Here is a 14312-nt window from a genome sequence, read left to right on the forward strand (position 1 = left end):
GTTGAAATTCATCACGCTTGCAGGTTTCCCTGCTGGTGATGCAGGCGCACGAAGTTGGGCTGAACAAAGCTGCCTGGATGAGGACAACCCTCGGCAACAATTTCGCGAAGTCACACAGTAAGTAGCCTCAACGCTTTTCATCGCTGAATCACGCAATGGCTGCACTTGGCATGTTCTTCGTGAATCTCCTTAAGAAGAAGTAGCCGATCATCACCACGAAGAATGAAAGCACGCCGTCAATTCGCAGGCTTGCCGCCAACGCCTCTAACTGACCATCACTCATCGCGCTCACCCCTTGCGCAACTGGAACGCTCGACATCACAATCGTGCCGAGTATCCCAACGCCAACAGCAGCGCCCATGGAACTTGCGGCAGTTCTAAATGAAGAAATCGCACCAACATTCTGCACGGATGCACAACGCATTACCTCAGTGTTTAAGGCAGTCAAGGCACCCATACCAATGAAACTAAACACTGTCGCAATTGCAACCATCGTCCAGACAGGTGTTGTTGCTCGAACGGCGATGAGGGAAAGCATGGAGATCGCAAGGGCGAACATCAACACACCTGCACCCGCAAGCCCCCCGAATTTCTTCATCGCCCAACTTGCCAGAAGTTTTGCTCCTAGGACCGCGCCAATCTGAGCAGGAATGATCGCAAGAGCTGCTTCGTAAGGGCTCATCTCATAGAAGAATTCCAATGCAATGCTGACAAAGGTAATCAGTCCGACCAAGGAAACCAACGCCACACAAGCAAGTAGCACCATCATCGCACGATCTGTGATCGGCGCAAGGAAATTCCTCATGTTTAAAGGTTCGCGCAGCAATGTGGCACAGAGCAGGCAGATTCCAGCGCCAATGACTAAACCGCTGATCACAGGCGCGGGCTCATATTCAATGTGACTGACTTCAGCCAAGGCTCGAGCAAATGCAGCTAACGCAACTCCCAAAAGTAGGGGCGCGCCCCAACTGCTACTGCGGATCACAGCAGTATTGCCTTGAAGGAACACGAATGCGCACAACAAAATAAGTAGTCCCCCACCGATCCAAATCTGCGGAATCAATCTCCATTGAGAAACTTCCAGCACACGCGCGGTTCCTACCGGTAGCACGAGAAAAGCAAGCGGGAAAACCATGCCATACGTTGTGAACGCTGAGGTTTGAGCCGGCCCTTGCCCCGTTGATTTACGAAGTAACCCAACACCAACAATTTGCATAGTGACAGCCGCCGCTGCACAAATCGCTAAGCCTAATTGCACCATTGGCGCGCCTCCCGCAATCGCAATCACGACAGAACCAAAGGTGAAAGCGCCCGCTGACCAGACTATGACGCGACGATGGCCAAATCGGTCACCTAACTGACCAGCTCCCAAAACCACGACTAATGCAGCCACACTTGGAATCGCAAGCATGTTTTCAACTGCCATATCCGTGAGCTGCAGATCCAATGCCATGGGCTCAATTAAGAATGCCAATCCCGTAGCCATCAACAAGGAAAGACCGACGATGAGGCTGACACCTAATGTGATTCGCCGCTGAGCAGACGTCATCGCTATTCACTCACCATACGTTGATGTTCGGCGATTTTAAGAGCAGCCTCATGATCCCCCGCAAGGTCAGCAGACATAAATTCCGCAGTCTCAGGTATCGCCAAATGGACATCACACACGTCATTGATTTCGACAAATAGGTGCTCAGCACTCATACCGAGCACATGGCCTCCATGAGCGCGATCATCACTAATAAAGTGCATGTGATACCCAGAAATTGAAATTGATTTGGTGTAGTCAGGGCTCCAAAAACCGACCAAGGTTCCTGTGATGTCAGCAAATGAGAATTCAGATTGCGTGGCAGTAGCTTCGACTAAGTCAATTCCTGACTGTGTTTTACAGGCGGCTCGAAGTGTCAAAGCCCTAAAAGTTCCATGCGCTCTCAACGAAACGATTCCGTTGTCCGATGTGCGCAATGCGTCAATGGCGCTAGTACACGCGTCGAACGAACTAAGACCGCTCAGAGTTGCGCAACGATCAGCCGCGAAGTTCACCACGCTTGCAAATGGCGTGAGTTCCGAATCTGCTGCTTCGACAACACTGCCATCAGATCGAGCTTGATAGCAGTGACCATCGAGCAGAATCATTTCGCCATCAAGATCCCCAAATGTTCCAAGACCTAGATCGCCGTGGCGTCGAAGATCTGCGACGGAAACACAACCTTGATACAGGCCCTGAACGATTGCGCCTGAGGTCGATACCTGAAAAAGCGAGTGGTGTTCAATATCGAGCGCCTCTGCAAGCGCTTCTTGCACGATGTGACTGACACTTTGGCCACTCGTTTGCGCACGAGAAACGAGCGCCTGCCAAAGACTTGACGAAACTCGAGTGTTCAATTGATGTGACATGGGCACACGCTAGAGCAAGACAACAAGACCACCCCCTCAAGGGGCGATCGCGCTCACAAAGCAGATGGCTCTACCTAGTTTGCCGTCATAAGAACAGCACCAGAGAATGGGCCGGTTGCATTGGCCCACACGGCGACCTCTGCATCCTTCACCTGCCGTGCACCTGACTCGTTTCCGCGAAGTTGTCGAATTGATTCGATGCAGAAATTTGCACCGTGTCGTCGCCCAACATTGCACGCGCCACCGTCAGTGTTCACTGGAAGGCTGCCATCAAGTCGTGTTGCACCGGACTCAACGAATGATCCAGCTTCACCTTCTCCACAGAATCCCAATGCTTCTAGCCACTGGAACACAATGATGGTGAAGCCGTCATACAACTGCGCGCAGTCAACATCAGATGGCTTCAAATCCGTGCGAGACCACAGTGTTTGTGCTGCGTGATACGGAGAGTTCATATTCAGGTCGTGTAGCTTTTCAAAACCAGCAGGCAAGATATCTGTTGCTGACAATGCGGCTGACTCAACGAACACGGGCTTCTTAGCGAAGTCCCGCGAGCGCTCTTCTGTGGTGTAAATGACCGCGGAAGCTGAGTCCACTGGGTAGTCACAGTCGAGCAGGCGAACCGGCTTGCTGACGTAGCGTGAGTTGAGGTAATCATCCATGGTGAGTGGATCGCGCATGATCGCATCATCGTTGAGTACAGCATTGGCACGTTGCGCGATGACATGCGCTCCGAACTGCTCTTCTGTCGTTCCGTAACGCTCCATGTGTCGTTGTGCCGGAAGCGCAGCGATTGTTTGAATTGGTGTGACTGAACCAAACGGCATTGTGAACTGCGAATCTCCAGGAATCCGCATCGGACCTTGCACTGAGTCACGCTCTTCAGCACTGCTCAACCGCTGGTTAATAACACGCACTGTTAGCACCGTGTGTGCCTGCCCGCTTTGGATCGCTGCAATTGCCGAGATAGCTGCGTGAATGTAGGCAGGGCCACCTTGATCTGAGTTATAAAAGGTGATCGGAGTGATTCCCAGCATCTGGGCCACGTCAAGTGCATCAATCCAGTCAAGACCTGGAGGCTCGGCGCCTGCAACACCTGCGTGCAGCACCACTCCATCAATTTGATCAGGGGTGATGCCGCAGTCCTCCATTGCTTTCTTTGCAGCTTGCGCAACCAACTGGCGGCGGTTGAGCCCGGTACGACGACCGGTCGTTGAGTAGCCAACGCCGATAGCGGCGACGCGATCACGGTTTGCCATGATTTTCTCCTTGGAAGTGTGGTGACAGCGCCGGTTAGGCGAGCTTGAAGAGTGGAAGGGTGAGCCCAGGCGCAACTTCTTGGAAGGTCACTTCGACGGGCATACCGATCCGGATATCGTCATTAGGAAAGTCAATGAGGTTGCTCGTGATGCGAATGTTTTCGTCTTCTTCCAAAGCAACGATGATCAAGTTGTAAGGAACCTTGTCAACGAAGTACGGATGGAAGGGCTGCACCGTGGTGGTGTGTGAGTAGATCGTTCCTCGACCGGACACCTGCTCTGGCGCAAGATCATCCATTGACAGGCATGACGGGCAAATTGGCCGTGGGTAATGGATGTAGGTTCCGCAAGCGCCACAACGAAGAATCATCAACTTGTGGTTCGCAACGCCCTCCCAGAAAAACTCGGTAAGAGCATTAGGTACAGGAATCGGTGGATAATCAGCAGCCGTAGCCGATTCAGGAATATTAATGCTCGCAGTAGTCATGACGCATTCCTCTACACCTTTGAATCAACCAGCAACCGCTGTTCGATCACATTCAACGAATGTAGGTGAAAGTAGCACCGCTTTAGACAAACGCGCAGGGTTTTCTCGTTCTCGAAGTATCAAGTGCTCTTGATCGTGCACCTGCGCGGCTTGCCATCGGCGGAGGGACTCTGCGAATCAGAAATGTCCACCGTGAATTCCTTCCACTGACCATCACCAAGCCGCGTGACGACAAATTTAAGCAAGCCGTCATCCCAAAGACGCGCCTCGTTGATATCCATGCCGTTGATCGCGGTGCAGTTAAATCCACCAAGGCCGGGCTCAGACAGAAAAGCCATTGGTGCGCCGACCCAAGGGTTTTGGGCTATGAGTTTGAGCGATCGAGGCGAACTCCCTGGAATTGCGATTTCTCCACCAACATCCAAGCCCAACCCGGCACTTGATCCTTCCGCGCACGCTTGCGTGCTGCGTTCAAGTCGACCTTCACCTCGCGCTGTGTCTTTATTCGTGAATGTCACGGTTGGTGTAGTCGAAGAGAAGTTCTTCACACACACGCGTGTGCCCAGCACGCCGCCGGCTGCCTTTTCTACCTCTGGTGATTGAGAACAGCCCGTGAGCACTGCAAGTGCTGCGAGCATTCCAACTGGTGCCATACGCCGCACAACGTGGATTGTTTGCTCTCTTTCTCTACCAAAAGTTTCGAATCGCAGATTACGCCATTGAATTGCCGAACGGCCACCCACATTTCGGGGGGGGGCTACCAAATTCATCTCAGTGGTGCGAGCAGCGCAACCATGCCGTAGAACGAAAAGCGCTCCCACATCTCGACGGCAGCAAGTACGAGTACACCGTGCGGCTGTGATTCACGGCGACTCATCGGCTAGTTCCTCGCATCTGTTGAGCACTTCTGTACCTACCTGACCGAGACGAACTGTGCCCGGTGGGATGCAAAGAAGGCTGGTTTGCCTCGTACTATTCAGAAGCAAAATCGCAGGGATAGACGTCTTTCGACGCCTTTATATTCGTGGGGCGGGCGGGGCTCGAACCCGCGACGACCAGATTATGAGTCCGGGGCTCTAACCAGCTGAGCTACCGCCCCCCACAACAAGCACTGAAGTCTAACCAGTTCCGGCCTTGCCCAATCGCGCAGACTGCAACCCATCAATTGGCCAGTAAATCGCCTTCGAGCAGTCCTTGATTGACACTCATCCATTGGTATTCCGTCTCCCCCGGCCTACGCGACAACACCCAAATCAGATCAAAGCGATCATCAGGCCAATGCTTTGGAATATCGTCTGCGTTGCTGATCGAAAACTTCGCGAGCACGTCCGGCATTGAGCCGTGATGCCACGCAACAAGGGTTGCGTGCTCACTACCCAGAATTGAATCCGTGAGTGCTTGCACATGATCATGATTGAAGGATTCGTCGATCGTTAACCCAAGGCGATGCGCAAGCGGTGTCACGGTGTCCACTTCGCGCTTGCTCAAGTAGTCATGCGTGGGCTTGGTTGCGATGATGCGCTGCGGAGCAACGATAGTTGGATGCAGCGTTGATGGGCCACGTGCGAGCAATCCAGCTAAGGCACCAGCACGCGTCCATCCGCGCACTGACAATGAATGCGGATCATGTTCGCCGTTGTGGTTAATGCCGTGCGGCGGCCCATTTTCTCCGGGCTTCTCTCCGTGTCGAATAAACATGATGACTTCAGGACCATTCACATTGCGACCTTATCTGGCGACATATGCAAAGAGGGTCAGGTTCGCTTTGGTGATGGCACATGGTTCGATGGCTGCAATGAGCACTGTTCGAGTCACTGTTCGCGTGAAGCCCGGCGCTTCGCGTGCCAAGGTTGGCGGCTCATACGGCCAACCAGCAGCACTCATCGTTTCGGTTCATGCTCATCCTGTTGACGGTCAAGCAAACATAGCGGTGATTGACGCCCTTGCGTCGGCTTTAGATATTCGCAAAGCAGACGTGACTGTGGTTGCGGGGCATACCGGCCGAACCAAAATTCTTGCGATTGAGACGAATGATGAAGCGTCTGTACAGCAACGTATTGATGAGTTGTTCGCCCTTTAGGCCTTCTTCACCACACTCGACTTCAACATCATTGGGCCAAAGCCGTCAACTTTGGCATCGATGTCATGGTCGCCAGTTCCTTGAACCAGACGAATGCCCCGCACTTTGGTGCCTACCTTGAGTGGAGTTGAACTGCCTTTTACTTTGACATCTTTCACGATGGTGACATCGTCGCCGTCAGCAAGAACGTTTCCGACTGCATCGCGGATGACTTTCTCTCCCGGTGCACTATCGTCATCGACTTGCGCCGACCATTCGTGCGCGCATTCTGGGCACACGAAAAGACCACCCAATTCGTACGTGAATTCACAACTACATAGCGGGCACGGAGGCGTCTCGTCCATGCCCGCCACTCTAGGCGATTAGGCCTTGAGGTCTGGATAGCGCTTACGTGCCTCCTCAAGCGCTATCTCTGAGCGCTGAGCGGCAACCTTGCGAGGAGCTGGGCCGTAACCCTTGTCAGCATTCTCCTTGCGCCAAGCAGCAACATCGCCTGCATGCCCGGTGACTTCCATCATCTGAAGACTTGCCTGCAAGTTCACACGCATACCCATGGTTTCCCAGGCACGCTTCACGCCAGCTTTGATGCCCATCAATACGGACAACGGAGCTTGCGCAATCTGCCAAGCGATGAGTTCTGCTGTTGCATCGAGATCTTCGCGAGGAACAACGCGGTTGACCATGCCAATGCGTTTTGCTTCTTCGGCATCGATGGTCTGTGACAAGTAGAGGTACTCATACGTCTGATGGAAGTTCATCGTGACCCAAGGCTCAATCAAGGTTTCGCCACCTGGGAAACCAAGACCCTGAGGTAGTGGCATCTGGAAGTACGCATCATCTGAGGCAATAACGATGTCGTTCAACAATGCGAAGTAAGTTCCGCCACCAACGCAGTAGCCATGCACGGCAGAAATCGTTGGCTTCTGGAATTCCCAGATGTGAAGTACTGGCCACGTGAAGAGCTTGGCTTGACCAGCCCATGGGTGACCGTATTCAGCGGCTTCCTTGAACTCTTCGTACGCAGGACCGCCACCCGGGCCCATGTCATGGCCTGAGCAGAATCCGCGGCCATTGGCCTTGAGGATGACGACTTTGATGTTGTAGTCGTTCTCAGCGTCTTTGAGGCAGTTCTCAACATCCCACACCATGGCTGAACTCTGAGCGTTCGCAGCCTCTGGTCGGTTCAGAATGATGCGAGCAATGGGGCCATCTTTTTCATAGATGACGGTTTCAAGTTCTTGGCGTTCCATGGGGACTCCTCCAGCCTTCTCACGTTAACGAATACTCACGTGAGGGTAGTGCTTGGCGCCTGCCCAAGAGGGGCGAATGGTGCATTCAGTGCGCGAAGCTCGCTTGCTTTGGCTCCCCCACTTGGACTCGAACCAAGAACCCTCCGATTAACAGTCGAATGCTCTGCCAATTGAGCTATGGGGGACTAAATCGGCGCCCGCAGAGAATAGCAAGAAGGTACGGGTGCCTTGACCACCGGTCAGATACCTAGGGCAACCCGCAACTCTTGAAGCGCAAAATCGGCCTGTTCGCGATTTTCCGGGTCTTGGGGGTCCACTCCGGCATCAAAAACCACGCTCCAGGTGATTTCATCGCGGTTGAGGCGCCTGGCAGCCACCAAGACCTCCTGCCCGTTGGGCAATTGGAGTCGCTCACTCACGATCACATTGGCAGTGACTTGAGCACGAACAGCCGCCGGCAGGTTTGCGGGGTTGGAAAGTTGGGTGCGCAAGCGTTGCCCGCGACCTGCATCATTTTGGATATCCAGATCCAGGAACGGGCTGGTCCAGGAGGCTCTCATGACCTTGAGCCATGAAATGCGTGCGGCCTGAACATAGAGGGCTTCATCGGTCGCAATCACATACGTGGGTTCATCATTGCCATCCGATCCCCAGGCAATAACTTTCTCACCAGACGGAACGCCTGCGTTTGCTAAAGCATCCTTAGGAATACGTGCCGCTTTGAGTTTTCCAAACACACTCATTCGCGTTCACCTAACGCAGCATTTCGCAATGATTTCTTATAGGCCTCAAGCGCCATGATCTCCGCAAACAATTGGTTGTGTTCCTCTTCTTGTTCAACTGGATCAGAGCGCTGCATTCGGCCACGCACATCAGCAATGCGGCGCGTTGCATCAAGTTCTAACAATCGCGCAATCAAACTCGTTGCGTAACGGTCATTCTGCTCAATTTCTGAAGGCAACGGATCAACGGAAAGTTCCTTGATCAAACGACGAACATCATCATCAGCGGCTTGATCGAGCACTGCGTCAATCCAGGCCAGGCCATCAACTTCAAGCCGCGGCAATCCCGCAGCAACGATCGCCTCATGCACTTCACGAGCCTTGGGATGAGTAAACGCAGTTTCTTCCAATGATGGGTACCACTCAACAACGGCACTCGGGAGTTGCAGCGCACACTTCAAAGCTTCGCGCTCAATTGTGAACGCAGGGCCATCACTCACAGGCGCTGGCGCAGTTGTTTTTGCTATGAGAGGCTCACTCGGCTGATCTTGTGGTGTTTGCGAAGCGCGCTGAACAGGCTTTTGCGTTGGTGTGGGCCGCTGCCCCACAACGTTTTGCACTGCTGACACTTCAAGCCCAAGCCATCCCGCAAGCAAACGCGTGTATTCAGGGCGAAGCGATGCGTCTTTAATTTTCGCCACAATTGGACCAGCTTCGCGCAATGCAGCTACGCGACCTTCGGCACTATTGAGATCGTGCGCAGCAAGAATGGATTTGATTGCGAATTGGAACAACGGCACTCGTCGATTCACCAGAGCGACAACTGCTTCATCACCCAGAGTCAAGCGAAGATCACAGGGATCCATGCCGCTTGGTTCAACGGCAACGAACGTGTTCGCAACGAAGCGCTGGTCTTCATCAAAAGCACGCAATGCAGCCTTTTGGCCTGCAGCATCACCATCGAAGGTGAACACCACCTCACCGCGCATTTGATCATCGTCCATTAACAAACGGCGCAAGACTTTGATGTGTTCGGTGCCAAATGCCGTGCCACAGGTAGCAACCGCAGTAGTGATGCCAGCCAGATGACAAGCCATGACGTCGGTGTAACCCTCAACGATCACTGCTTGCTGCTGCTTGGAAACTTCCTTGCGAGCCATATCTAGCCCATACAGCACCTGACTCTTTTTATAAATCGGTGTTTCTGGAGTATTGAGGTACTTCGGACCTTCGTCATCGTCGTACAACTTGCGCGCACCAAAACCGACAACATCACCGCTGAGCTCTTTGATAGGCCACACCAAGCGCCCGCGGAATCGGTCGTAGACACCCCGATTGCCCTGACTCATCAAGCCAGCCGTGAGCAACTCTTGATCATTGAATCCAGCTTTGCGCAAATGATTCAGTAACGCATCCCAAGACTTCGGCGCATAGCCCACACCAAATAACTTTGCGGCTTCTGCATCAAAACCACGTTCTGTTAAAAACTTGCGTGCTGTTTCGGCTTCTGGAGTTGCGAGCTGTTCGCGAAAATATGTAGCGGCTTGTTTATGCGCATCCACTAGCCGTGTGCGCTGACCCTGCTGACGATTAACCGCAGTTCCACCCTCAACATAGCGAAGTTCAATGCCAGTTTTCGCTGCCAGCTTTTCAACGGATTCAGCAAAACTTAAGTGGTCGATCTTTTGCAGGAAGCCCAACACATCGCCGCCTTCTCCGCAGCCAAAGCAGTACCACATACCTCGACTGGGAGTGACGTGAAAACTGGGCGAACGTTCATCATGGAAGGGGCATAGGCCCTTCAAAGAACCGCCACCAGCGGACTTCAGCGTGACGTATTCACGAACCACATCGTCGATACGGGCACGTTCGCGCACGAGAGCGATGTCTTCGTCACGAATTCGGCCTGCCATGGCCTCATTCTAGGTGCGTGGGCTGACCTCGATTAGCGGATCAAGCGCTCCCGCCAGCGCAGGATGCTGACATCCGTGAGGCTGGCCACCTGATCAATGATCACCCGCATCCGCTCAGCATCGGATTGGGCAGCGTCATAGGTCTCACGTAGCCATGGCTCAAGGCTGCGCCCATCTTCTAGCCGCAGGGCGTGCACCACTTCTTCCACGATCTGACGCTGATGCTCCTGCTCCTTTTCAATACCTGGGCGTCTCATAACGAAGAAAACCGCAATTGCCTTCATCACGGCGACTTCATCGCGCACCTCATCAGGAACGATCAAGTTCGCTGCGTATCGAGTCAGCGGCTTATCTCCGTAAGCAATACGGGTGGCAACCTGCGTGCTGACACAAAAGCGTGAGATCAAGTAACTCGTTGCATGCTTGAGCGCTGCCTGTGAACGCATAGATCCGTCAAATTCCTTTGGCCAATACTCAAGGCGCAGTAGACGATCTAGCGCTTCATCAAGTGCATGCGGATCGCGCTTAGGATCAAAACGCTCGCGAGCAGTTTCAACAAGATGCGCCTTATTCGCGGGATCATGCAGCTGCTGAAGTTTTACTAGGCCAGCATGAATGGCATCTTCAACATCATGAATGGAATAGGCAACATCATCGGCCCAATTCATCACCTGTTCTTCGATGCACTGCGCACCTTGGGGTGATCCTTCTCGAAACCATTGAAACACTGCAGCGTCGTCCGCGTAGTACCCAAACTTGGGATTGCCAGGCTGGCGAGACCACGGATATTTACACGTGGCATCAAGGGTTGCTCGGGTGAGATTGAGACCAGCACTTGCCCCTGAATCGTCAACAACTTTGGCCTCTAACCGAGACACAATGCGCAGGGTTTGAGCATTACCTTCAAAACCGCCGATCTCTTCAGCTATCCGATCAAGAGCAATCTCGCCATTGTGACCAAATGGCGGATGACCCAGATCGTGAGCGAGCCCTGCTACCTCAACGATGTCGGGATTACATCCCAATCCTTCACCCATCTCACGGGCGATCTGCGCAACCTCAAGAGTGTGGGTCAACCGCGTGCGAGGGAAGTCATTCATCCCAGAAGTCATGACTTGAGTTTTGGCAGCCAAGCGACGCAGCCCTGCTGAATGCAGCACTCGGGCACGATCTCGAGCAAAGGGGCTGCGCACAGATTCCTTCATCGGTTCAGCCGTGAAGCGCTGGGTTGACGCTTCGTCGTATCCGATCAGGTTGCTCATTGCTCAGACTCTATTACTGAGGACTGACGGACTCCTGCGGCTGCAGAACAACGGCGTCCCCAAACACCTGCCCGTCTGGGGTCACGCTGATTGAGGAATAGCCAGCCTGATTGGCCACCCATTGCGTTGCACCTAGGCCCATAGCGAATCCAGCGGTTGCATACGCGTCAGCCCAGGTGATGCACGGCCCGACCACACTGAACGAGGCCAACACTTCACCCTTTGCCTGCCCCAGACGCCAAATATGTTCCCCGCGCTCCACTGTGCCTGATGTTGCCACCGCTCCACCTTCAGGCAATTCCACGATCGCAGCAATGCCTGTGTCGCGGGTTGGATCGGAGATCGCTATGCGCCAAGGGCGATCGTTTGAGGCTCGCCCCCAACACGTGGTGTCTCCCCCAACACCAATGCATGCGTCGGTGACACCTAGGCGTCGCATGGCTTCCATGGCTCGCTCAATCGCCCAACCTTTGACAAAGCCAGCGGTATCGATGCGATCTGTCTTGGGATTTCGATACGAGAATGCACCACCTGAACGTTCACGAAGCTCTAAGCAGTGCGCAATGACTTCATCGATTTCATGGCGGGCTACCGAAGAGATGCGTTCTTGACGCATCCATTGTTCAATATCGCTATCCGTTCGATAGTGACTAAACCGTTGCTCATCGGCGTCAAGTGAACTTCTTGCCGCGAGCACCGCCCCATCAACATCGCCGCGCGAATGTTCGGCGATGGCAAGGCTTGCCACACTTCCCATGACCGGAAAACTCGTTCGCACACCAGACATTATTTAGCGATCAAGTACAGACTGCAATGAACGACGATACGCATTGGTCGTGTATGTCGCTCCACTGATGTTGTCGAACTGAACACCAACTTGACCTGCCGTTTGATCGAGTACTGGGATTGCATACGCATTGATCATGGAAGATTTACGGTCCCGGTTTGGATACGCAATTGCATGAGCTGAACAAATTTTTCCGTTCGCAACTGAAGCAACCACTTGCACAGGACCCCAGGGAGTCATGGCACTAGTTCCCGTCACTTCTTTGGCGTTGTCGCATGATGCACTCGTGGACGTACCTTGATTTCCGGCAGCACTCGGGGCTGGTTCCACTGCTGGATCCTGAGCAGTCTTCGAATCACTACTTGTGGAACCAGAAGAATTTGAATTTGAGTCACTACTTGAAGCGGGCTTCTTTTTCTTTTTTTTCACCTTTGGTGTTGTTGTCGCTTCAGAATTGGCTTGTGGAGCTGCAGGTTCGGTGACCTGCGCTTGCACATCTGCCTGCGGCACAGTTTGAGGCGCGCTTAGTTCTGGCGAAGGTTCCTGTGTGGCAAGAGGCATAGCGCCACTGGCTAGTGCGGCATCTTCTTCACCTTGACGCGCAATGGCCGGATCAAGAACAGCAACAATCGCAATGGCAGCACCACCAAGCGCGACAGCCGGAGCAATACTTCTGAAGAACTTAGACATGGTCAGATTCCAAAACTCTCAAGATGAATATTTGACGTTGGCACTCCGGCTTTTCGTAACCCACTGATCACCGCAGATTCAAGTGAAGCTGGCCCGCAGATATACGCATGACGCGATGAAATATCGGGAATACGCGCTTTTAGGGCTGCTGCGTGGAATGGGTCATTCTTGGCAAACCATTCGCGTCTTCCTGCTAACACATGCAGTTCGCCATTACGCAGCTGCACTAAGCGCTGAAGTTCGGTGATATGCGGGAGGTCTTTTTCATCACGCACCCGCACAAGCACGATTGGATTTTGACCAGTGTGGCTGTCTTCCAGAATCGCGCGCAGAGGAGCGATACCAACACCGCCAGCAATCAATACCACTTTGGCGCCTTCTGCTTGATCGATGGTGAAGACACCATATGGGCCTTCAAGTAACACCTTGGCTCCTGGCTTCACATTCAAGATTGATGACGAATCATCGTTGCCAGTTCCCTTAATCGTGAAGCGCAAACCACCCGTGGTCGGTGCACTTGAAATGGAATATGGATGTGCTTGCCACCAAAGCCCTCGAACCATTGGACGCAACATAAAGAATTGGCCACTGCGGACGCGTAACTTGCGTAAGTGGGCACTGTTCACCGTGATAGAGCCAATATCCGTTGCTTCACGGACAACTTTTGTCACCACAACCGGGTGAGCGATTGATCGAAGGATTACCCCAAAGCGTGCATAAAGAATGACAAGCAGTGAGGCAACTGCTAAACCCACCCACCACCAGAACGCAACAGTGTCTCCAGCGATATCGGTACCAAGTGTGAGTTGATGACCAAATCCCATCAACACCGCGAGGTAACCAAGTGTGTGAATGAAGTACCAAGTTTCATAGGAAACCGTATGGCGAATGCGCTTCCACGACGATAAGCCAATGACAACGAATAGTGTCGTGCCAACGAGTGCAGCAACTATCCATGATTCACCGGTGAGCAACCCACCAAGTGCCGGAATAAACCCTTCACCTGTGCCCTGACCCCACACGATGGTGTCAATGATCGTGTGGGCGACAACGGTGAACACGGTGATGATGCCCGCCCATCGATGCCAGGCAAGCATGCGATCCAAGCCATATCGACGTTCCATGAACCGCGGGCGTGAAGTGAGTACGAGCGCACCTAGGGATGCCAACGCAGCCGCGAATCCGGTGAGTTGCCCGAGTGCTCGAAGCGCACCATCAAAGCCTTGAGCCAGCAGTTCAAGCCCTCCGTGCTGGATCCACAACCCAAGGGTTACGGCAAGAACGAAACCCACAACTGCCCACACGTCAGTGGTACGCACATGCGCTGCCTTTGGTGCAGGCAGTCGCACAACAACTGGCGTTTGCGTGGCCATTGGATCCATCCCTCGACGTTGAAGTACCTGCACACAGTGCCGTAGGCAGATGGCGTAAATCCAGCCCAAACCGCTGTTCTGACCACACCCTT

At 53.4% G+C, this 14312-nt stretch carries 15 protein-coding genes and 2 tRNA genes; 1 reads left to right on the top strand and 16 read right to left on the bottom strand.

Features of this window, described 5'->3' with window-relative positions:
- Positions 1-148: 148 nt before the first annotated feature.
- The 7 genes from PHN51_02655 to PHN51_02685 form a co-directional block, all read right to left on the bottom strand.
- Complete coding sequence (locus PHN51_02655) at positions 149-1549, bottom strand: MFS transporter (GenBank protein MDD2817683.1); 1401 nt, start codon at positions 1547-1549, stop codon at positions 149-151.
- A gap of 2 nt (positions 1550-1551) precedes the next feature.
- Complete coding sequence (budA, locus tag PHN51_02660) at positions 1552-2397, bottom strand: acetolactate decarboxylase (GenBank protein MDD2817684.1); 846 nt, start codon at positions 2395-2397, stop codon at positions 1552-1554.
- Positions 2398-2471: 74 nt separating this feature from the next.
- Positions 2472-3656: a thiolase family protein gene (locus tag PHN51_02665; GenBank protein MDD2817685.1), complete on the bottom strand. Its 1185-nt coding sequence runs from the start codon at positions 3654-3656 to the stop codon at positions 2472-2474.
- 34 nt (positions 3657-3690) lie between these two features.
- Positions 3691-4143: a Zn-ribbon domain-containing OB-fold protein gene (locus tag PHN51_02670; protein MDD2817686.1), complete on the bottom strand. Its 453-nt coding sequence runs from the start codon at positions 4141-4143 to the stop codon at positions 3691-3693.
- A gap of 119 nt (positions 4144-4262) precedes the next feature.
- The gene (locus PHN51_02675) at positions 4263-4796 is read right to left on the bottom strand and encodes a hypothetical protein (GenBank protein MDD2817687.1); all 534 of its coding nucleotides are present in this window, start codon (positions 4794-4796) and stop codon (positions 4263-4265) included.
- 372 nt (positions 4797-5168) lie between these two features.
- A tRNA-Ile gene (locus tag PHN51_02680) sits at positions 5169-5242 on the bottom strand.
- 62 nt (positions 5243-5304) lie between these two features.
- Positions 5305-5862 carry a hypothetical protein gene (locus PHN51_02685; GenBank protein MDD2817688.1) on the bottom strand — a complete coding sequence of 186 codons (558 nt, stop codon included), beginning with the start codon at positions 5860-5862 and terminating at the stop codon, positions 5305-5307.
- A gap of 52 nt (positions 5863-5914) precedes the next feature.
- On the opposite strand from PHN51_02685, the gene PHN51_02690 reads away from it, so the two are divergent.
- Positions 5915-6223: a DUF167 domain-containing protein gene (locus PHN51_02690; GenBank protein MDD2817689.1), complete on the top strand. Its 309-nt coding sequence runs from the start codon at positions 5915-5917 to the stop codon at positions 6221-6223.
- Here the strand turns inward: PHN51_02690 and PHN51_02695 are convergent.
- The 9 genes from PHN51_02695 to PHN51_02735 all read right to left on the bottom strand — a co-directional run bounded on the left by PHN51_02695 (position 6220) and on the right by PHN51_02735 (position 14220).
- Positions 6220-6567: a zinc ribbon domain-containing protein YjdM gene (locus PHN51_02695; protein ID MDD2817690.1), complete on the bottom strand. Its 348-nt coding sequence runs from the start codon at positions 6565-6567 to the stop codon at positions 6220-6222. The two genes, PHN51_02690 and PHN51_02695, sit on opposite strands and share 4 nt — an antisense overlap.
- Before the next feature lie 18 nt (positions 6568-6585).
- Positions 6586-7473, bottom strand: a complete 888-nt coding sequence (locus tag PHN51_02700; GenBank protein ID MDD2817691.1) for an enoyl-CoA hydratase-related protein — start codon at positions 7471-7473, stop codon at positions 6586-6588.
- 109 nt (positions 7474-7582) lie between these two features.
- Positions 7583-7658 (bottom strand) — tRNA-Asn (locus PHN51_02705).
- A 54-nt stretch (positions 7659-7712) separates the two neighbouring features.
- Positions 7713-8216: a hypothetical protein gene (locus PHN51_02710; GenBank protein MDD2817692.1), complete on the bottom strand. Its 504-nt coding sequence runs from the start codon at positions 8214-8216 to the stop codon at positions 7713-7715.
- A complete protein-coding gene (gene dnaG / locus PHN51_02715) occupies positions 8213-10108 on the bottom strand; it encodes a DNA primase (protein ID MDD2817693.1) in 1896 nt (631 codons plus the stop codon). The genes PHN51_02710 and dnaG overlap by 4 nt, the downstream gene beginning before the upstream one ends.
- Before the next feature lie 32 nt (positions 10109-10140).
- On the bottom strand, positions 10141-11370 hold the full coding sequence (locus PHN51_02720) for a deoxyguanosinetriphosphate triphosphohydrolase (protein MDD2817694.1): 1230 nt from the start codon (positions 11368-11370) through the stop codon (positions 10141-10143).
- Positions 11371-11383: 13 nt separating this feature from the next.
- The gene (locus PHN51_02725) at positions 11384-12148 is read right to left on the bottom strand and encodes an FAD:protein FMN transferase (protein MDD2817695.1); all 765 of its coding nucleotides are present in this window, start codon (positions 12146-12148) and stop codon (positions 11384-11386) included.
- A gap of 12 nt (positions 12149-12160) precedes the next feature.
- Positions 12161-12847 (bottom strand): FMN-binding protein, encoded by a 687-nt coding sequence (locus PHN51_02730; protein ID MDD2817696.1) that lies wholly within the window; start codon positions 12845-12847, stop codon positions 12161-12163.
- A gap of 2 nt (positions 12848-12849) precedes the next feature.
- Positions 12850-14220: a ferredoxin reductase family protein gene (locus PHN51_02735; protein ID MDD2817697.1), complete on the bottom strand. Its 1371-nt coding sequence runs from the start codon at positions 14218-14220 to the stop codon at positions 12850-12852.
- Positions 14221-14312 lie beyond the last annotated feature (92 nt).

The organism is Candidatus Nanopelagicales bacterium, assembly GCA_028687755.1.
Classification (GTDB): Bacteria; Actinomycetota; Actinomycetes; order S36-B12; family S36-B12; genus UBA11398.